This is a genomic window from Micromonospora sp. CMU55-4, from assembly GCF_011602315.1.
Lineage (GTDB): Bacteria > Actinomycetota > Actinomycetes > Mycobacteriales > Micromonosporaceae > Micromonospora > Micromonospora chalcea.
Genome location: NZ_JAAOLH010000009.1, coordinates 125,606 through 143,273, shown reverse-complemented (window position 1 = coordinate 143,273; position 17,668 = coordinate 125,606). Strand labels below are relative to the sequence as shown.

Sequence of the window (17,668 nt, the reverse complement as noted above, 5' to 3'; positions counted from 1 at the left end):
CCCGACCGGGAATGCCGTACCACCACCGGGGACAAAGTTATGCGTCCCGCGCGACGCTGCGGTGACGTGGCTATGAAGAGCGTGTTTCAGCCCTCCCGGCGCAGCCCGCCCGCCACCTTCTCGGCGATCAGCTCGAACGAGCGGACCCGGTCCGCCACGTCGTACACCATCGTGGTGAGCATCAGCTCGTCCGCGCCGGTGCGCTCCAGCAATTCCCCGAGCTGCCGGGCCACCGTCTCCGGCGAGCCGGTCGCCTGGCCGTCGCGGCGCTGGGCGACGAACTCCCGCTCGAACTCCGAGTACGGGTACGCCGCCGCCTCCTCCGGCGTGACCAGCGGCTCCGGGCGCCCCGAGCGCAGTTTCAGGAACGACAGCCCGGCCGGCCCGGCCAGCCACTCGGCCCGCTCGTCGGTCTCCGCGCAGACCGCGTTGACCGCCACCATCGCGTACGGCCGGTCCAGCCACTGCGACGGCCGGAAGTGCTGCCGGTAGAGCTGCAACGCCGGGATCGTGTTCTGCGAGCTGAAGTGGTGCGCGAACGAGAACGGCAGCCCGAGCAGGCCGGCCAGCTGCGCGCTGAATCCGCTGGACCCGAGCAGCCACACCTGCGGCGACTGGCCGCGGCCCGGCGTCGCGGTGATCGGGCCCGGCTCGGCGCCGGAGAAGTAGTTCATCAGGTCGGCCAGCTCACGCGGGAAGTGCTCCGCGGACAGGCCCTCCATGGTGCGGCGCAGCGCCAGCGCGGTCACCTGGTCGGTGCCGGGCGCCCGGCCGATGCCCAGGTCGATCCGGCCCGGGTGCAGCGCCTCCAGGGTGCCGAACTGCTCGGCCACCACCAGCGGCGCGTGGTTGGGCAGCATCACCCCGCCCGAGCCGAGCCGGATGGTGCTGGTGTTCGCCGCCAGGTGCGCGAGCAGCACCGCCGGCGCGGAACTGGCGATGGCGGGCATGTTGTGGTGCTCGGCCACCCAGAACCGGCGGTAGCCCAGCTCCTCGGTGCGGCGGGCCAGCTCCGTGGTGTACCGCAGCGCCTCACCGGCGTTGCCGGTCGCCGCCACCGGGGCAAGATCAAGAACAGACATGGGTACGTCGATCACAGCGTGGTGCAACAGGCCACGTGCCGGAATTGTTCCGCCGGGTGCGCTACCCCATACCCCGGGCCTGCTCGAAGATCAGGCTGGTCTGGGTGTGCTGCACCGCCGGATCGACTGCGAGATGATCGAGGACGAAGTCCCGCAGCGCGTCACCGGAGGCGGCCCGCACGTGCAGCACGTAGTCCTCCGCGCCGGCCACGTGGAACACCGACACCACCCCTGGTAGCCGCACCGACCGGGCCCGGAACGCGTCCACAGCGGCCCGCTCGTGCGCGGTCAGCCGCACCGACACCAGCGCCTGCAACGGCAGCCCCACCGCCGCCGGGTCCACCTCGGCGTGGAACCCGCGGATCGCCCCGCACTCGCGCAGCGCCCGGGTACGCGTCAGGCACGTCGACGGCGCCACCCCGACCCGCTCGGCCAGCGCGTTGTTCGGCAGCCGGCCGTCGGCCGCCAGCTCGGTGAGGATCGCGCGGTCGACGTCGTCCAGGCCGGCGAACGGCCGTACATCATTCGGTGCGGCAGGCATGTGACCATCCTTCACCGAATCACCGCTGGGCGAAAGCGTGATTGTCAGAATCTTCTTCGCTGCTATTGCCTCTAGCCATCGTCATGTTCGACGCTTCCGGCATGACTTCCGTGGACACCGCAGCCGTACACGCCGGGCGCGCCGACCTCGCCGGGCTCGGCGTCCACGTCCCGCCGATCGACCTGTCCACCACCAACCCGCTGCCCTCGGTGGCCGGCGGCGGTGACGACTACGAGACGCTCGCCACCGGTGGCACCCTCCCGGCCGGCGGCAGCGCCGTCTACCAGCGCCTCTGGAACCCCACGGTGGCCCGGTTCGAGACCGCGCTCGCCCAGCTCGAAGACACCGCCGAGGCCGTCGCCTTCGCCAGCGGCATGGCCGCGCTCACCGCCGCCCTGCTCGCCGCCACCCGCGACGGCAACCGCCACATCGTCGCCGTCCGCCCCCTCTACGGCGGCACCGACCACGTCCTCGCCACCGGCCTGCTCGGCACCGAGGTCACCTGGGCCGCCCCCGCCGACGTGGCCGCCGCGATCCGCCCCGACACCGCCCTGGTCGTGGTCGAGACCCCGGCGAACCCCAGCCTCGACCTGGTCGACATCGCCGCGCTCGCCGACGCCGCCGGTGACGTCCCGCTGCTCGTCGACAACACCGTCGCCACCCCGGTGCTCCAGCAGCCCGCCCGCCACGGCGCCGCGCTCGTGCTGCACAGCGCCACCAAGAGCATCGGCGGCCACGGCGACGTCCTCGCCGGCGTGATCGCCTGCGCCCCCGACTGGGCCGCCCGGCTGCGCCAGGTCCGCGCCGTCACCGGCGCCGTCCTGCACCCGCTCGGCGCGTACCTGCTGCACCGCGGCATCCAGACCCTTCCGCTGCGCGTCCGCGCCCAGCAGGCCGGCGCGGAGAAGCTCGCCGCCTGGCTCGCCGGGCACCCCGCCGTCGAGCGCGTCCACCACCCGTCCCTGCACGACCCGGCCGGGCTGGTCGGCCGGCAGATGTCCGGCACCGGCAGCCTGCTCGCCTTCGAGGTACGCGGTGGCGCGCCCGCCGCGGCCGAGGTCGCCGGCGCCTGCGAGCTGATCACGCACGCGGTGTCGCTCGGCGGCGTCGACACGCTGATCCAGCACCCAGCCTCGCTCACCCACCGGCCGGTCGAGGGTGACGCGAAGCCCTGCGGCGGGCTGCTGCGCGTCTCGGTCGGCCTGGAGGACCCGGAGGACCTGCGGGCGGACCTCGCGCGAGCGCTGGCGCGGATCTGACGCCTGCCGGTCGGCCGGGTTGGCGGCGCGGGCCGGTCACGACTTGGGGCCGACGTGCTGGTCGAGGGCGGCGACCGCCTCCCGGCGGGCCACCGACAGGGAGTTGGGTCGGTTCATCCGCCAGGCGATGCCGAGCCGGTCGAGGGCCTGCTGGCACAGGCCCATGATGTCGGCCGACTCGTTGTGGAACATGTAACGGGGATAGACGTACTCCTTCTCCCGGACGACGACGCGGTTGGCGAAGCGGCACCCGTCGGAGTGGAAGAGGCCGCGCAGGAAGTCGCCCGCCTGAGCCTCGACGATGGGGCGCTGCCAGTCCGCCAGGACGATCGGGCGTTGGTGCTTCTTGCCGGGTCCGTGCTGTGGGAACAGGCACGGCCAGTGCTTGCCGTAGCTCTGCACGCTGACGCAGCCCGGATGTTGGACGCGCTGGACCTTCGCCGCCAGGACCCGCCGCATGGCGTCGTCGCAAGCCTCGATCAGCCCGGGCCAACTGTCACTGCAGGAGATCCGGAGCACCGGCACCCGCGCCCTGGTCACGAGATGCCCGTCGCCCAGGTAGAGCCCGAGGAGATAGGCATAGGCCGCCGGATCTGTCGGAACGCGGACACTCTCGCGGCAGCGGAAACACCGCAGCGCGGTGCCGTGCTGCTTCGACTCCGGCCGATCCCTGCACCAGTGCCAGACGGTGCGGTAGTTGAGGCCCACTGCGCGGGCCGCCTCCGCGACGGTGGCCCCGGACAGGAAGGCCTGACGTGCTCGCGCGCGTATCTCGGGTGGATGCACGCGGACATCTTCGAACGCGCGTACGACAGTTTCGGTGTCCCCGGTGGGATTCGAACCCACACTGTCGGAGGTTTGAGCTCCGTTTCTCTACCGGTTGGAATACGGGGACAGGCTCGCGCGACGCTCTCGCGTCGTGCCATAGGTTACCTACTACGCTAGGGGCGGCGACACCCGGCAGGGCGGGTGTCGGGCTCGAACCGGTGGGAGTGGCTCGTGGGCGAGATGCAGGCGGACGCCGAGCGCAAGCGCGTTCTGATCGCCGAGGACGAGGCGCTCATCCGGCTGGACCTGGCCGAGATGCTCGTCGAAGAGGGCTACGAGGTGGTCGGCGAGGCCGGCGACGGCGAGACCGCCGTCAAGCTCGCCGAGCAGCTCAAGCCCGACCTGGTCATCCTCGACATCAAGATGCCGATCATGGACGGGCTGGCCGCCGCCGAGCGGATCGCCGGCGCGCGCATCGCCCCGGTGATCATCCTGACCGCGTTCAGCCAGCGTGACCTGGTGGAGCGGGCGCGGGCGGCCGGCGCGATGGCGTACCTGGTCAAGCCGTTCCAGAAGAGCGACCTGGTGCCGGCGGTCGAGATCGCGCTGTCCCGCTACTCGGAGATCGCCGCGCTGGAGTCGGAGGTCGCCGGCCTCACCGACCGGCTGGAGATCCGCAAGACCGTGGAGCGCGCCAAGGGCGCGCTGATGACCACGTACGGCATGACCGAGCCGCAGGCCTTCAAGTGGATCCAGCGCACCGCGATGGACCACCGGATGACCATGAAGGAGGTCGCCGAGCGGATCCTCGCCGAGACCGCCGGCGGCGAGGTGGAGCAGCCGGCTTCCTGACCTGCCGGAAGGTGCCCGATCGATAGGATCGGGTCCATGCCTTCCGTGCGCGTCCGGCCGGCGCTCGCCGCCGTGACCGCTGCCGCGTCGCTCGTGGCGGCCTGTCACGCCACCCCGCGGCCGCTGCCCGTGCCGGTGCCGGTGCGCCCGGAGTGGCGGGCCGTGGAGCTGGCCCTTCCCGACGGTGCCGCAGGCCGCCCGGTGCCCCGGGACGCGGCGCGCTGTGCCGGCCGCTGGTACGTGGTGGGCGGGCTGGTCGACGCGGCGGGGGAGACCCGGCCGGCGGTGTGGTCCTCATCGGACGGCGTGACCTGGTCGCCGATCCCGGTACGCGGGCAGACGTTCTACGGCCGTCAGCACGTGCTCTACGCGGTCGCGTGCCGCGACGACGGGATGGCGGCGCTGGGTGCGAAGACCGGTGGTGTGCACGGCAATCCGCGTACCGGGACGTGGGTCTGGCGTCCGGGTGGGCCGGTGCGGGAGGTGCCGGCGGCGTTCGAGTTGTTCGGTGGCCCGCGCGCGGTGAGCGCGTCGCGGCTGGCGGCCGGGCCGGGTGGGTGGTTGGTCGCCGGGTCGCGCGCGGACGGCGCGTCGGTGTGGGCGTCGCCGGACGCCGAGGGGTTCGTACTGCGTGAGGGCGTGGCGGAGCTGGCCGGTGACGGCCGGGGCCGGACGGCGGCGTACGACGTGGCGGCGGTGGGCTCGGGTTGGCTGGTGGTGGGGTCGTTGCTGCCGCCCGGCGGTACGGCCCGGGTTCCGCTCGCGTGGTCCTCGGCCGACGGCCGGGTGTGGCGGCGCGCGGCGTTGCCGGTGCCGGCGGGCGCCGCCGGGGCGGCGGAGCGGGTGGTGCCGGCCGACGGCGGGCCGGTGGTCCTCGGGCCGGTGGGTGACCGGTTCGCGGTGTGGCGCGGGTGCGACGACTGCGGCTCGCCGTCGGCCGGTTCGGCGGGTGCGGCGCAGGGGTGGCGGCGGGTCGGCGGGTTCGGTACGGCGGGTCCCGGGGTGTCGTCGGTGGACGCGCTCGCGGCGGCGGGTCGGCGGCTCGTCGCGGTGACCGGTGACGGGGCTCAGCGACGGCTCTGGATGTCGCGTGACGGCGGCGCGTCGTGGCTTCCGGTGATCACTCCGGTGCCGGTGCCGGACGGTGGCGACGCGGCGCTGGCGGTGGCCGTCGGCGACGACGGGCTGTTCGTGGTCGCCGACGATGGGAAAACGTCCCGTGCCTGGTGGGGGGCGTTGCCGGCCATCGATCGGTAGCGGGTGATCGCCGATAGGCCCGTTACCGAGGAATAGTTGGTGAAAGCCTTTCCCCGCCTACGGTTCTTACGGCGATCGGCTTGAATCCGCCACCGCGTGTAACGGTTCGGTCAACCCCGCTTTCCAGGTCTTACGCCACCGCTTCCGGTGGGATAACGTCCCGGCCCAGACCGGCGACGACGGTCTTGGTTCGTCCACCCCGCAAGGGCCAATCAGCGGCGGGTGGTTCGGATCATGGACGGAGGAGGGTTCGGGCCTTGAGGCAGAAGCTCGCACGCGTGATCGGCGGGGTCGCCATGCTGGCGCTCGTCGCCGGTGGCACCGCTTGTTCCAGCGGCAGCGACGATGAGGGTTCCGGGGGCAGCGCCTGCGGGAGCAAGATCGCTTTCTTCGGCGCGCTGACCGGTAGCTCGGCCGCGCTGGGCATCAACGAGAAGAACGGCGTCAAGCTGGCCGTCGACAAGTACAACAAGGAGAACCCGGACTGCAAGGTGGAGCTCGCCGAGCTCGACTCGCAGGGCAGCCCGGACCAGGCGCCGGGTCTGGCCCAGAAGGCGATCGACGACACCAAGATCCTGGGTGTCGTGGGTCCGGCCTACTCGGGCGAGTCCGAGGCCGCCGGTCCGCTGTTCAACGAGGCCGGTCTGGTCACCATCACCCCCTCCGCGACCCGTCCCAGCCTCGCCGAGCAGGGCTGGAAGACGTTCTTCCGCGCGGTCGGCAACGACTTCAGCCAGGGTCCGGCCGCCGGTAACTACATGAAGAACGTGATGAAGGCCGACCGGGTCTACGTCATCGACGACCAGTCCGCGTACGGCGCCGGCCTGGCCGACGAGGTCAAGAAGGTCCTCGGCCCGGCGGTCGTGGGCAGCGACAAGGTCCAGGGCGAGGGCAAGCAGGTCGAGTTCTCCGGTGTGGTCACCAAGGTCAAGGCCGCCAACGTGAAGGCGGTCTTCTACGGCGGCTACTACCAGGAGGCCGGTCTGATCCGTAAGCAGCTCACCGCTGCCGGGGTCACCGCTCCGCTGGTCGCCGGTGACGGCGTGAACGACGGCGCGTACATCACCTCCGCCGGTGCGGCTGCCGCCGAGGGCACCATCCTCACCTGCCCCTGCGCTCCGTCCACCGAGGCGCGCGGCACCTTCGCCGCCGACTTCAAGGCGCTCAACGGCACCGACCCGGGCACCTACAGCGACACCGCCTACGACGCGGCGAACATCCTGCTGGCGGGCATCAAGGCCGGCAAGAGCAGCCGCGCCGACCTGCTGGAGTTCGTGAAGGGCTACAGCGGCGAGGGCGTTGCCGCCAGCTACAAGTTCGTCGAGGGCGGCGAGCTCGACCCGGCGCAGGTCAAGGTCTGGGCGTTCAAGGTGCAGGGCGGCAAGGTCGTCCCGGACCAGGAGATCCCCAAGTCCTGATCGTTCGATCGCTGGACTGGCGATTGAGTAGTGATCGCGGGTGCGGCCGGGAGCTGGCTCCCGGCCGCACCCTCTTTTTCTCTTGAGCGACGGAGCGTCCCTCCCTTGGACTTCGACGGATTGTTCTCCAACTTCGGGGAACTCACCACGACCGGCTTGACGCAGGGCGCCATCTACGCCCTGGTCGCGCTCGGCTACACGCTTGTGTACGGCGTGCTCAGGCTCATCAACTTCGCCCACTCCGAGGTCTTCATCGCCGGCGCGTTCGCCGCGATCTGGACCTGGAACGGATTCGGACTCGACCAGAACTCGCAGGTCAGCGGCCTCGGCTCGATCCTGTTCTACCTGCTGGTGGCGATGATCGTGGCGGCCATCGCCTCGGCGGGCACCGCGACGGTGATCGAACGGGTGGCGTACCGGCCGCTGCGCAAGCGCAACGCGCCGCCGCTGGCGTTCCTCATCACCGCCATCGGCGCCTCGATCGCCATCTCCGAGGCGTTCGGCGTCTACACCCGGCGTCGGCCGGAGGGCGCGCCGATCCTGGTCAGCTCGGAGCCGCTGTTCCACATCGCCGGGGTGCCGATCGACGCGGTGCAGTTGCTCACGATCGGTTCCGCGCTGGTGATGATGTTCGCGCTGGACCAGTTCATCAACCGCAGCCGTACCGGCCGCGGCATCCGGGCGGTGGCCCAGGACGCCAACACGGCGGCGCTGATGGGCGTCAACAAGGACCGCATCATCCTGATGGTCTTCATCGCCGGTGGCACCATGGCCGGCGTCGCGGGCCTGCTCTACGACGTGCGGATCCAGACGCTCACCTACAGCGTCGGCTTCCTGCTGGGCCTCAAGGCGTTCACCGCCGCGGTGCTCGGCGGTATCGGCAACCTGCGCGGCGCGCTCGTCGGCGGGTTGCTGCTCGGCGTCGTGGAGAACTACGCCGCGGGCCTGTTCGGCAGTCAGTGGAAGGACTTCGCCGCGTTCGCGGTGCTGGTCGTGCTGCTGATGTTCCGGCCGACCGGTCTGCTCGGCGAATCACTGGGGAGGGCACGCGCATGACGACCACCATCGACCCGCCGGAGCGGCGGGAGACGGCGGCGGACAAGCTGCGGCAGGGCCGGCACGCGATCTCGGAGCGCTGGCACCACGCGCCGCGCTGGGTGCGCTGGGTGCTGCTGGTCGCGGTCATCGCGTTCTTCTACGCGCTGCCGAACAAGGAGTTCTACCAATACCTCGGGCCGATCCCGACCCCGGGAGCGAACTTCACCCAGGTGATGTTCACGGTCTCGATCTACGTGCTGCTGGCGGTCGGGCTCAACATCGTGGTCGGCTTCGCCGGTCTGCTCGACCTCGGCTACTTCGGCTTCTTCGCCGTCGGCGCGTACACGGTGGCGGTGCTGACCTCGCCGAGCAGTGACCTCAAGACGCTGTGGCCGTGGCTGGCGGTGGTGCCGATCGCGATCGGCCTGACCATGGTCTCCGGCGTCATGCTCGGCACGCCGACGCTGCGTCTGCGCGGCGACTACCTGGCGCTGGTGACGCTCGGCTTCGCCGAGATGATCCGGATCGCTGCGGTCAGCTCCGAGTTCCTCAAGGGACAGCGCGGCTTCAACCAGATTCCGCACCCGCCCGGCCAGTACGCCGACGGCCGGCCGTGGTTCGGCGTGCTCGACGCCCGCCCGTACTACTGGCTGGTGCTCACGCTGATCATCCTGGTGGTGATCGGGGTGCGGAACCTGACCCACAGCCGGGTCGGCCGGGCCTGGATCTCGATCCGTGAGGACGAGGACGCCGCCCAGCTCATGGGTGTGCCGACGTTCAAGTTCAAGCTGTGGGCGTTCGCCTCCGGCGCGGCCATCGCCGGCCTGGCCGGCGCGTTGTTCGCCGGTAAGCAGAACTTCGTCAACTCGCAGAACTTCGAGCTGCTCAACTCGATCATCATCCTGGCCGCCGTCATCTTCGGCGGCTCGGGCAACATCGTCGGCGCGATCGTCGGCGGCGGCCTGGTCGCGTACATGATCGAGCGGTTCCGCGGCATCGAGCTGTTCGGCATCGAGCTGTACGAGTACCGGTTCCTCTTCTTCGGTCTGGTGCTCGTGGTGATGATGATCTTCCGGCCGCAGGGCCTGATCCCGAACCGGCGACGAGCGGCGGAGTTCAAGGACCGCCGCAAGGAGGTGATCGTCGGTGAGTGACACCGAGCAGACCCCGGCAGTTCCGGCCCAGGCGGCGGCCCCCGCCGTCGAGACGGTCGACAAGCGGGAGCCGTTGCTGGAGGTCGACCACGTCACGCTGCGCTTCGGCGGCGTGGTGGCCCTCAACGACGTGGACTTCACCCTCTACAAGGGGGAGATCCTCGGTCTGATCGGCCCGAACGGCGCCGGCAAGACCACCTGCTTCAACGCGATGACCGGTATCTACCAGCCCACCGAGGGGCAGATCCGGTTCCTGGGCCAGAAGATCAGTGGCAAGAAGCGCCACCAGATCACCCGGATGGGCATGGCCCGTACGTTCCAGAACATCCGTCTCTTCCCGGAGATGACCGCGCTGGAGAACGTCCAGGTCGGCGCGGACGCGCACCACAAGACAAGCGTGATCGCCGCCCTGCTGCGCCTGCCGCGGCACTGGAAGGAGGAGCGCGAGGGCCGGGAAAAGGCCGAGCGCCTGCTGGAGTTCGTCGGCATCAGCAACCGGATGCACGAGTTCGCCCGCAACCTGTCCTACGGCGAGCAGCGCCGGCTGGAGATCGCCCGCGCGCTGGCCACCGACCCGAAGCTGCTCTGCCTGGACGAGCCGGCCGCCGGCTTCAACCCGGCGGAGAAGGAGGAGCTGCTCCAGCTCATCCGGCAGATCCGGGACCAGGGCGTGACGGTGCTGCTGATCGAGCACGACATGCGCCTGGTGATGGGCGTGACCGACCGGATCGTGGTCCTGGAGTTCGGAAAGAAGATCGCCGAAGGGCTGCCCGCCGAGGTGCGGGACAACCCGAAGGTGGTCGCGGCGTACCTGGGGGTGCCGGACGATGCTGCTTGAGATCGAGGACGTGAGCCTGCTCTACGGGCGGATCCAGGCGCTGCACGGCATCAGCCTGACCGTGGACGAGGGGGAGATCGTCGCGCTGATCGGCGCGAACGGCGCCGGCAAGTCCACCACCATGCGGGCGATCTCCGGCATCCGGCCGGTCGCCTCCGGCACGATCAAGTTCGCCGGTGAGGACATCACCAAGCTCCGCGCCGACCTGCGGGTCCGGCGCGGGCTGTGCCAGGCGCCCGAGGGCCGGGGCATCTTCCCCGGCATGACGGTGCTGGAGAACCTCGACATGGGCGCGTACACCCGGCGCGACAAGGCCGGCATCGCGCAGGACCTGGCCCGGGTGCTGGACCTGTTCCCGCGGCTGGCCGAGCGGCGCAAGCAGGCCGGCGGCACGCTCTCCGGCGGCGAGCAGCAGATGCTCGCGGTCGGCCGGGCGCTGATGAGCCGGCCGAAGCTGCTGCTGCTCGACGAGCCGTCGATGGGTCTCGCGCCGATGCTGATCCAGCAGATCTTCACGATCATCACGGAGATCAACCAGCAGGGCACCACGATCCTGCTGGTGGAGCAGAACGCCCAGCAGGCGCTGGCGCGCGCCCACCGGGCGTACGTGCTGGAGACCGGCCGGATCGTCAAGAGCGGCACCGGCGCGGACCTGCTGCACGACCCCTCGGTCAAAGAGGCCTACCTCGGCGTGGCCTGACCGACCGACCCCTCGCAATAAGGAGTACAGCCATGTTCCACCCCAACCCCGGACGGCGGGCGGCGCTCGGCGTCGCCGGTGCGGCCGTCCTGCTGCTCTCCCTCGCCGCGTGCGGCGAGAAGGAGAACTCGGCCGAGCCGGGCGACGGCCCGTCGGTGTCCGCCACGGCCGACTCCAACCTGGCCGCGAAGGTGCCGGACGCCATCAAGGCCGACGGCGTGATCAAGGTCGGCACCGACTCGACGTACGCCCCGGCCGAGTTCCTGGACCAGGACGGCAAGACCGTGGTCGGCTTCGACGTCGAGCTGTTCAACGCGGTGGCGCAGAAGCTCGGTCTCAAGGCCGAGTACGAGTCGGCGCCGTTCGACGCGATCCTGCCCGGTGTGGGTTCGGGCAAGTACGAGGTCGGCGTCTCGTCGTTCACCATCAACGCCGACCGTCTGAAGACGGTCAACATGGTGAGCTACTACTCGGCGGGCACCCAGTGGGCGACCAAGAAGGGCAACCCGGCCGGGGTGGACCCGGAGAACGCCTGCGGCAAGAAGATCGCCGTGCAGGTCGGTACGGTCCAGCTCGACGACATCACCGCCCGGTCGAAGAAGTGCACCGACGCCGGCAAGCCGGCCATCAAGATCGACCAGTACCAGGCGCAGAGCGACGCCACCGCCGCCGTGGGCAGTGGCAAGAACGACGCCATGCTGGCCGACTCCCCGGTCGGCGCGTACGCGGTGAAGCAGAGCAACGGCCAGCTGGAGGTGCTCGGCGACATCTACGAGTCGGCGCCCTACGGCTACGCGGTGAACAAGGAGCAGCAGGCGTTCGCCGAGGTGCTCAAGGAGGCCGTGCAGGCGGTCATCGCCGACGGCAGCTACAAGGCGGCGCTCAGCAAGTGGGGTGTCGAGGGCGGCGCCATCACCAACGCCGAACTGAACCCGTCGGTCTGACCATGTCGGCCGACACATCCGGACGGGCACGGCCAGAACCGATCAAGGCCGTGCCCGTGCGGCACCCCGGGCGCTGGGTCGGCGTGGCGGTCATCGCCGTGCTGGTCGCGATGTTCGTGCACATGCTGGTCACGAACTCCGCGTTCCAGTGGTCGTTCATGGTGGACGAGATGTTCCGCCCGCCGATCATCGAAGGGCTGCGCGGCACCATCCTGCTGCTGATCACGTCGATGGTGATCGGCATCGGCCTGGGCATCGTCATCGCGATCATGCGGCTGTCGCCCAACCCGGTGCTGCGCGGCGTGGCCTGGGTGTACACCTGGTTCTTCCGGGCGGTGCCCCGGCTGGTGCTGGCGATCCTCTTCGGCAACCTCGGCATCCTCTGGTCGCGGCTGGAGTTCGGTCTGCCGTTCGACAGGCAGATCGGCGCCCTGTTCGGGTTGCACGACTTCGAGGCCCGGCTGTTCGGGTTCAGCGCGGTGGACATCCTGACCGGCTTCGTCGCCGGCATGCTGGCGCTGGGCCTTTCCGAGGCCGCGTACATGGCCGAGATCGTCCGGGCCGGCATCCAGTCGGTGGACGAGGGGCAGACCGAGGCGGCTCAGGCGCTGGGCATGAGCCGGGCGCAGATCCTGCGGCGGATCGTGCTGCCGCAGGCGATGCGGGTGATCATTCCGCCGACCGGCAACGAGACCATCGCGATGCTCAAGGACACCTCGCTGGTGGCCTTCGTGCCGGTGTCGATGGAGCTGTTCTTCCAGCTCAAGGCCGTCGGTTCCCGGACCTTCCAGCCCTTCCCGATGTACGTCGCGGCGACGTTGTGGTACCTGCTGCTGACCAGCGTCCTGCTGGTGGGGCAGTACTACCTGGAGCGGCACTACTCCAAGGGGTTCGGACGCAGCGGGCGGGCCCGGCAGCGGCTGCGGAATCTGACCGCCGAGAGCGGCAGTACCACGAGTGGGACGGCGCAATGACGGACATGACCGCTTCCCCGCAGACGCCAGCCGCCGAGTTGATGGTCCGGGCCGAGCAGGTGCACAAGTCGTTCGGGCCGCTGGAGGTGCTCAAGGGCATCGACCTGGAGGTCCGCTCCGGCGAGGTGTGCTGCCTGCTCGGGCCCTCCGGCTCCGGCAAGTCGACGTTCCTGCGCTGCATCAACCACCTGGAGAAGATCGACGCCGGCCGCATCTGGGTCGACGGCGACCTGATCGGCTACCGGGAGCGCGGCGGCAAGCTGTACGAGATGCGCGACCGGGACGTGGCCGCGCAGCGCCGTGCCATCGGCATGGTGTTCCAGCGGTTCAACCTGTTCCCGCACATGACGGTGCTGCAGAACGTCATGGAGGCCCCGGTGCTGCTGCGCCAGGCCAAGAAGACGGAGGCCCGGGAGCACGCCGCGCAGCTGCTGGACCGGGTGGGGCTGGGCGACAAGCTCGGCGCGTACCCCGGTCAGCTCTCCGGCGGCCAGCAGCAGCGGGTGGCGATCGCCCGGGCGCTGGCCATGCGGCCGAAGCTGATGCTGTTCGACGAGCCGACCAGCGCGCTCGACCCGGAGCTGGTGGGCGAGGTGCTGGACACGATGAAGGACCTGGCCCGCGACGGCATGACGATGATCGTGGTGACCCACGAGATCGGCTTCGCCCGCGAGGTGGGCGACCACCTCGTGTTCATGGACGGCGGCGTGGTGGTCGAGCAGGGGGACCCGCGCGAGGTGATCTCGGCGCCGAAGCACGAGCGGACCAAGGCGTTCCTGGCCAAGGTTCTCTGACCTCGGCCTCCGGTGCGGCGCGCGCCGCACCGGAGGCCGGAGTTGTCGGGCGTACGGACTAGAGTCGCAGCCGTGACAGCTACGACGCCGCGCCTGCTCCTCGTCGACGGACATTCCCTGGCATACCGGGCGTTCTTCGCCCTGCCTGTGGAGAACTTCTCCACCACCACGGGGCAGCCGACGAACGCCGTCTACGGCTTCACCTCGATGCTGATCAACGTGCTGCGCGACGAGCAGCCGACGCACATCGTGGTCGCGTTCGACGTGTCCCGCCGTTCCTTCCGCACCGAGAAGTACTCCGAGTACAAGGCCGGCCGCAGCGAGACCCCGACCGACTTCAAGGGCCAGGTCAGCCTGGTCAAGGAGGTCCTCGCCGCGCTGCGCGTGCCGGTGGTCGAGAAGGAGGGCTACGAGGCCGACGACGTCATCGCCACGCTCGCCTGCCAGGCCCGCGACCAGGGCATGGACGTGCTGATCACCACCGGCGACCGGGACGCGTTCCAGCTCGTCGGCGAGCGGGTCACGGTGCTCTACCCGCGTAAGGGCGTCTCCGACCTGGCCCGGATGGACCCGGCCGCGGTCGAGGCGAAGTACGGCGTCACCCCTGATCGCTACCGCGACCTGGCCGCGCTGGTCGGCGAGACCAGCGACAACCTGCCCGGCGTGCCCGGCGTCGGCCCGAAGACCGCGGCCAAGTGGATCAACCTGTACGGCGGCGTCGAGGGCGTGGTGGCCCGCGCCGACGAGATCAAGGGCAAGGCCGGCGACAGCCTGCGCGAGCGGCTCGCCGACGTGATCCGCAACTACGAGATCAACTGCCTGGTCTCCGACCTGGAGCTGCCGGTACGCCCCGAGGACGCCCGCTGGCAGGGCTGGGACCGCGAAGCGGTGCACCAGGTCTTCGACACGCTCCAGTTCCGCATCCTGCGCGACCGGCTCTACCAATACCTGGAAGCGGTCGAGCCGGAGGCCGAGGCGGGCTTCGACCTGGACGGCGCGGTGCTCACCGAGCCGGGCGCGCTCGCGGGCTGGCTCGACACGCACGCCCCGGCCGGCACGCCGGTCGGCCTGGCGGTCACGCTCGACACCGGCCCGAACCGCCGCCACACCGCCACCGTGACCGGGATGGCGCTGGCCACCGCCGCCGGCGCGGGCGCCTGGTTCGACCCGAGCCGGCTGGACGCCGGCGACGAGGCCGCGCTGGCCGGCTGGCTGGCCGACGCCGAGCGCCCGAAGGTGCTGCACGACAGCAAGCCGGCGGTGCTGGCGTTCGCCGCGCACGGCTGGGAGCTGGAGGGCATCGCCCGCGACACCCAGATCGCCGCCTACCTGGCCCGCCCCGACCAGCGCTCGTACGACCTGACCGACCTGGCGCTGCGCTACCTGCACCGGGAGCTGCGCGTCGACGCTCCGGAGACCGGTCAGCTCACGCTCGACGGGTTCGGCGACGAGGGCGCGGCCGAGCAGAACCTCATGCTCCAGGCCCGCGCCACGCTCGACCTGGCCGACGCGATCGACGCCGAGCTGTCCCGCGACGGCGAGCAGTCGGCCCGGCTGATGGCCGGCGTGGAGCTGCCGCTGATGCGGGTGCTCGCCGCGATGGAGCGCACCGGCATCGCCGCCGACACCGACTACCTCTCCGAGCTGGAGGCGCACTTCGCCGCCGAGGTGAAGGCCGCCGCCCAGAGCGCGTACGAGGTGGTCGGCCGCGAGTTCAACCTCGGGTCGCCGAAGCAGTTGCAGGAGATCCTCTTCACCGAGCTGGGCCTGCCCAAGACCAAGCGGATCAAGACCGGCTACACCACCGACGCGGACGCGCTCCAGTGGCTCTACGCCCAGACCGAGCACCCGCTGCTGCACCACCTGCTGCGCCACCGCGACGTGGCGAAGCTCAAGTCGACTGTCGACGGCCTGCTCAAGTCCGTTTCCGACGACGGCCGGATCCACACCACGTTCAACCAGACGGTGGCGGCGACCGGGCGGCTGTCGTCCACCGAGCCGAACCTGCAGAACATCCCGATCCGCACCGAGGAGGGGCGGCGGATCCGCCGCGCGTTCGTCGTCGGCGAGGGCTACGAGTGCCTGCTCACCGCCGACTACAGCCAGATCGAGATGCGGATCATGGCGCATCTGTCCTCCGACGACGCGCTGATCGAGGCGTTCAACTCCGGGCACGACTTCCACGCAGCCACCGCGTCCTCGGTCTTCACCGTCGAGGTCGCGGACGTCACCGCCGACCAGCGCCGCAAGATCAAGGCGATGAACTACGGCCTGGCGTACGGGCTCAGCGCGTTCGGCCTGTCCCAGCAGCTCGGCATCAGCGCCGAGGAGGCGCGCGGGCTGATGGAGAACTACTTCGCCGGGTTCGGCGGGGTGCGTGACTACCTCCAGGAGGTGGTGGCCCGCGCCCGCCAGGACGGCTACACCTCCACCATCCTGGGCCGCCGCCGCTACCTGCCCGACCTGGTCAGCGACAACCGGCAGCGTCGGGAGATGGCCGAGCGGATGGCGCTCAACGCCCCGATCCAGGGTTCGGCGGCCGACATCATCAAGGTCGCGATGCTGCACGTCGACGGCGCGCTGCGCGAGGCCGGGCTGCGCTCGCGGATGCTGCTGCAGGTGCACGACGAGCTGGTCTTCGAGGTCGCGCCGGGCGAGCGGGAGGCGCTGGAGGCGCTGGTGCGCAAGCAGATGGGCGAGGCGTACCCGCTGTCGGTGCCGCTGGAGGTGTCGGTGGGCGAGGGCCGCGACTGGAACAGCGCCGACCACTGACCCCCGACGCCCCACCCCGTCCGGCCCGCCGGCCTGTGGGTGATCAAGGAGTTTGTGTCCTCCTGGGGCCCGAATCAGGACACGAACTCCTTGATCACTGAAGGGAAGCGGGTGAGGGCGCGGGCGCGGCCGGAGGGGCGGCGGCCTGGAGGGCGGCGGCCAGGCGGTCGCGGACGGCCACCTGGGCCGCGATCCGGGCGTCCAGCACGGCCAGGCGCTCCCGGCCGACCCGCAGCCCGGCCACTGACGGCGGCGCGGACGCCACGTCCCCGTCCAGGCAGGGCAGGAAGACCCGCACGTCGTCGAGCGTCAGCCCGGCGTCGAGCAGGTGACGGATGTTGCGGACCCGGGTGACCACCGCGTCGTCGTACTCGCGGTAGCCGTTCGCGGCCCGGGCCGAGGCGATGAGCCCGTGTTCCTCGTAGTGCCGCAGGGCACGCGGCGTGCAGCCCGTCGCCTTCGCCACCGCGCCGATCCGCACCGCCGTCACCGTCCTCTCACGCGACCACCGCGCCCCCGTCCACCGGCAGCACCACACCGGTGACGAAGCCCGCCTCCGGCTCGCAGAGTCGCCGGATCGCCCAGGCTACGTCCTCCGGGCGGCCGATCCGGCCCGCCGGGGTGTGCGCGAGTTGCCAGTCCCGCACCGCCGCGCGGCGCTCGGGGGACAGGCCACTGTGCACGCCGATCGGCGTGTCGATCGCTCCGGGCGCCACGGCCACCACCCGGACGCCGCGCGGCGCGAGTTCCACCGCCCAGCTGCGGGTCAGCGAGTCCAGCGCGGCCTTGCCGGCCGCGTACACCGAACTGCCCGGCCAGGCGCGCAGGCCGACCGACGTGGTGACGTTGACCAGCACACCGCGTGTCGCGGCGAGCGCCTCGACGGCGGCGTGCGCCAGCCGGACGGGCGCGAGGAGGTTCGTCTCCAGTTGCCGCCGGGCGGCGTCCTCGTCCAGATCCGCCAGCGGCCCGCCGCCGGCCACGCCCGCGTTGTTGACCAGGACGTCCAGGCGGCCGTACCGGTCGAGCGCGGCGCTGACGATCCGGCCGGGCCCGTCGGGCGCGGTGACGTCGGCGGTCAGTGGCGTGATGTCCGGCCGGCCGGCGGCGGTCTCCGACAGCGGCGCGGCGCGCCGGCCGACGGCGACGACGGCGTACCCGGCGGTGGCGAGGGCGTGTGCGGTGGCCCGGCCGATGCCGGTGCCCGCACCGGTGACCACGGCGGCCCGTGGTGTGCGGCGTTCCATGCCGGCATCGTCCGACCCTGCCGCCTGCGG

17 protein-coding genes and 1 tRNA gene are annotated in these 17,668 nt (G+C 71.1%); 12 read left to right on the top strand and 6 right to left on the bottom strand.

Translation table 11 applies throughout. The features are described 5' to 3' along the window. Positions 1–86: 86 nt before the first annotated feature. Complete coding sequence (locus HA073_RS17645; protein WP_205797685.1) at positions 87–1,082, bottom strand: LLM class flavin-dependent oxidoreductase; 996 nt, start codon at positions 1,080–1,082, stop codon at positions 87–89. Positions 1,083–1,143: 61 nt separating this feature from the next. Further along, positions 1,144–1,623 (bottom strand): Lrp/AsnC family transcriptional regulator, encoded by a 480-nt coding sequence (locus HA073_RS17640; protein WP_030503801.1) that lies wholly within the window; start codon positions 1,621–1,623, stop codon positions 1,144–1,146. An 83-nt stretch (positions 1,624–1,706) separates the two neighbouring features. Between HA073_RS17640 and HA073_RS17635 the strand changes: the two genes are divergently transcribed. Further along, positions 1,707–2,882 (top strand): PLP-dependent aspartate aminotransferase family protein, encoded by a 1,176-nt coding sequence (locus tag HA073_RS17635; RefSeq protein ID WP_166456876.1) that lies wholly within the window; start codon positions 1,707–1,709, stop codon positions 2,880–2,882. Between the two features lie 36 nt (positions 2,883–2,918). Here HA073_RS17635 and HA073_RS17630 read toward each other — a convergent pair whose 3' ends face one another. Further along, a complete protein-coding gene (locus tag HA073_RS17630; RefSeq protein ID WP_166456875.1) occupies positions 2,919–3,668 on the bottom strand; it encodes a transcriptional regulator in 750 nt (249 codons plus the stop codon). 35 nt (positions 3,669–3,703) lie between these two features. Further along, positions 3,704–3,777 (bottom strand) — tRNA-Leu (locus HA073_RS17625). A 104-nt stretch (positions 3,778–3,881) separates the two neighbouring features. On the opposite strand from HA073_RS17625, the gene HA073_RS17620 reads away from it, so the two are divergent. The 11 genes from HA073_RS17620 to polA all read left to right on the top strand — a co-directional run bounded on the left by HA073_RS17620 (position 3,882) and on the right by polA (position 16,391). Next, positions 3,882–4,502 carry an ANTAR domain-containing response regulator gene (locus tag HA073_RS17620; protein WP_043331122.1) on the top strand — a complete coding sequence of 207 codons (621 nt, stop codon included), beginning with the start codon at positions 3,882–3,884 and terminating at the stop codon, positions 4,500–4,502. Between the two features lie 36 nt (positions 4,503–4,538). Further along, on the top strand, positions 4,539–5,759 hold the full coding sequence (locus tag HA073_RS17615) for a hypothetical protein (RefSeq protein WP_166456874.1): 1,221 nt from the start codon (positions 4,539–4,541) through the stop codon (positions 5,757–5,759). A gap of 257 nt (positions 5,760–6,016) precedes the next feature. Further along, on the top strand, positions 6,017–7,177 hold the full coding sequence (locus HA073_RS17610) for a branched-chain amino acid ABC transporter substrate-binding protein (protein ID WP_043329570.1): 1,161 nt from the start codon (positions 6,017–6,019) through the stop codon (positions 7,175–7,177). 105 nt (positions 7,178–7,282) lie between these two features. Next, the gene (locus HA073_RS17605) at positions 7,283–8,233 is read left to right on the top strand and encodes a branched-chain amino acid ABC transporter permease (protein WP_043329571.1); all 951 of its coding nucleotides are present in this window, start codon (positions 7,283–7,285) and stop codon (positions 8,231–8,233) included. After that, positions 8,230–9,369, top strand: a complete 1,140-nt coding sequence (locus HA073_RS17600) for a branched-chain amino acid ABC transporter permease (protein ID WP_030503807.1) — start codon at positions 8,230–8,232, stop codon at positions 9,367–9,369. Before HA073_RS17605 ends, HA073_RS17600 begins: the two co-directional genes overlap by 4 nt. Further along, positions 9,362–10,207: an ABC transporter ATP-binding protein gene (locus tag HA073_RS17595; protein ID WP_030503808.1), complete on the top strand. Its 846-nt coding sequence runs from the start codon at positions 9,362–9,364 to the stop codon at positions 10,205–10,207. The genes HA073_RS17600 and HA073_RS17595 overlap by 8 nt, the downstream gene beginning before the upstream one ends. Further along, a complete protein-coding gene (locus tag HA073_RS17590; RefSeq protein WP_043329572.1) occupies positions 10,197–10,907 on the top strand; it encodes an ABC transporter ATP-binding protein in 711 nt (236 codons plus the stop codon). Before HA073_RS17595 ends, HA073_RS17590 begins: the two co-directional genes overlap by 11 nt. 32 nt (positions 10,908–10,939) lie before the next feature. Continuing rightward, positions 10,940–11,851: an ABC transporter substrate-binding protein gene (locus HA073_RS17585; RefSeq protein ID WP_104114974.1), complete on the top strand. Its 912-nt coding sequence runs from the start codon at positions 10,940–10,942 to the stop codon at positions 11,849–11,851. 2 nt (positions 11,852–11,853) lie between these two features. After that, complete coding sequence (locus tag HA073_RS17580; RefSeq protein WP_043329574.1) at positions 11,854–12,825, top strand: amino acid ABC transporter permease; 972 nt, start codon at positions 11,854–11,856, stop codon at positions 12,823–12,825. A 5-nt stretch (positions 12,826–12,830) separates the two neighbouring features. Beyond that, positions 12,831–13,619 carry an amino acid ABC transporter ATP-binding protein gene (locus tag HA073_RS17575; protein ID WP_369830118.1) on the top strand — a complete coding sequence of 263 codons (789 nt, stop codon included), beginning with the start codon at positions 12,831–12,833 and terminating at the stop codon, positions 13,617–13,619. A gap of 72 nt (positions 13,620–13,691) precedes the next feature. Continuing rightward, positions 13,692–16,391 (top strand): DNA polymerase I, encoded by a 2,700-nt coding sequence (gene polA, locus HA073_RS17570; protein ID WP_166456873.1) that lies wholly within the window; start codon positions 13,692–13,694, stop codon positions 16,389–16,391. A 94-nt stretch (positions 16,392–16,485) separates the two neighbouring features. Here the strand turns inward: polA and HA073_RS17565 are convergent, their stop codons facing one another. Both HA073_RS17565 and HA073_RS17560 read right to left on the bottom strand, forming a co-directional pair. Continuing rightward, positions 16,486–16,881 carry a MerR family transcriptional regulator gene (locus HA073_RS17565; RefSeq protein WP_113972500.1) on the bottom strand — a complete coding sequence of 132 codons (396 nt, stop codon included), beginning with the start codon at positions 16,879–16,881 and terminating at the stop codon, positions 16,486–16,488. A gap of 7 nt (positions 16,882–16,888) precedes the next feature. Further along, a complete protein-coding gene (locus HA073_RS17560; protein ID WP_166456872.1) occupies positions 16,889–17,638 on the bottom strand; it encodes an SDR family NAD(P)-dependent oxidoreductase in 750 nt (249 codons plus the stop codon). Between the last annotated feature and the right edge of the window lie 30 nt (positions 17,639–17,668).

Bases quoted from the DNA above. Each gene is read 5' to 3' on its own strand.
- HA073_RS17645 (WP_205797685.1), bottom strand. From the start codon at position 1,082: ATGTCTGTTCTTGATCTTGCCCCGGTGGCGGCGACCGGCAACGCCGGT.
- HA073_RS17640 (WP_030503801.1), bottom strand. From the start codon at position 1,623: ATGCCTGCCGCACCGAATGATGTACGGCCGTTCGCCGGCCTGGACGAC.
- HA073_RS17635 (WP_166456876.1), top strand. From the start codon at position 1,707: ATGTTCGACGCTTCCGGCATGACTTCCGTGGACACCGCAGCCGTACAC.
- HA073_RS17615 (WP_166456874.1), top strand. From the start codon at position 4,539: ATGCCTTCCGTGCGCGTCCGGCCGGCGCTCGCCGCCGTGACCGCTGCC.
- HA073_RS17600 (WP_030503807.1), top strand. From the start codon at position 8,230: ATGACGACCACCATCGACCCGCCGGAGCGGCGGGAGACGGCGGCGGAC.
- HA073_RS17590 (WP_043329572.1), top strand. From the start codon at position 10,197: ATGCTGCTTGAGATCGAGGACGTGAGCCTGCTCTACGGGCGGATCCAG.
- HA073_RS17585 (WP_104114974.1), top strand. From the start codon at position 10,940: ATGTTCCACCCCAACCCCGGACGGCGGGCGGCGCTCGGCGTCGCCGGT.
- HA073_RS17580 (WP_043329574.1), top strand. From the start codon at position 11,854: ATGTCGGCCGACACATCCGGACGGGCACGGCCAGAACCGATCAAGGCC.
- HA073_RS17575 (WP_369830118.1), top strand. From the start codon at position 12,831: ATGACCGCTTCCCCGCAGACGCCAGCCGCCGAGTTGATGGTCCGGGCC.
- HA073_RS17560 (WP_166456872.1), bottom strand. From the start codon at position 17,638: ATGGAACGCCGCACACCACGGGCCGCCGTGGTCACCGGTGCGGGCACC.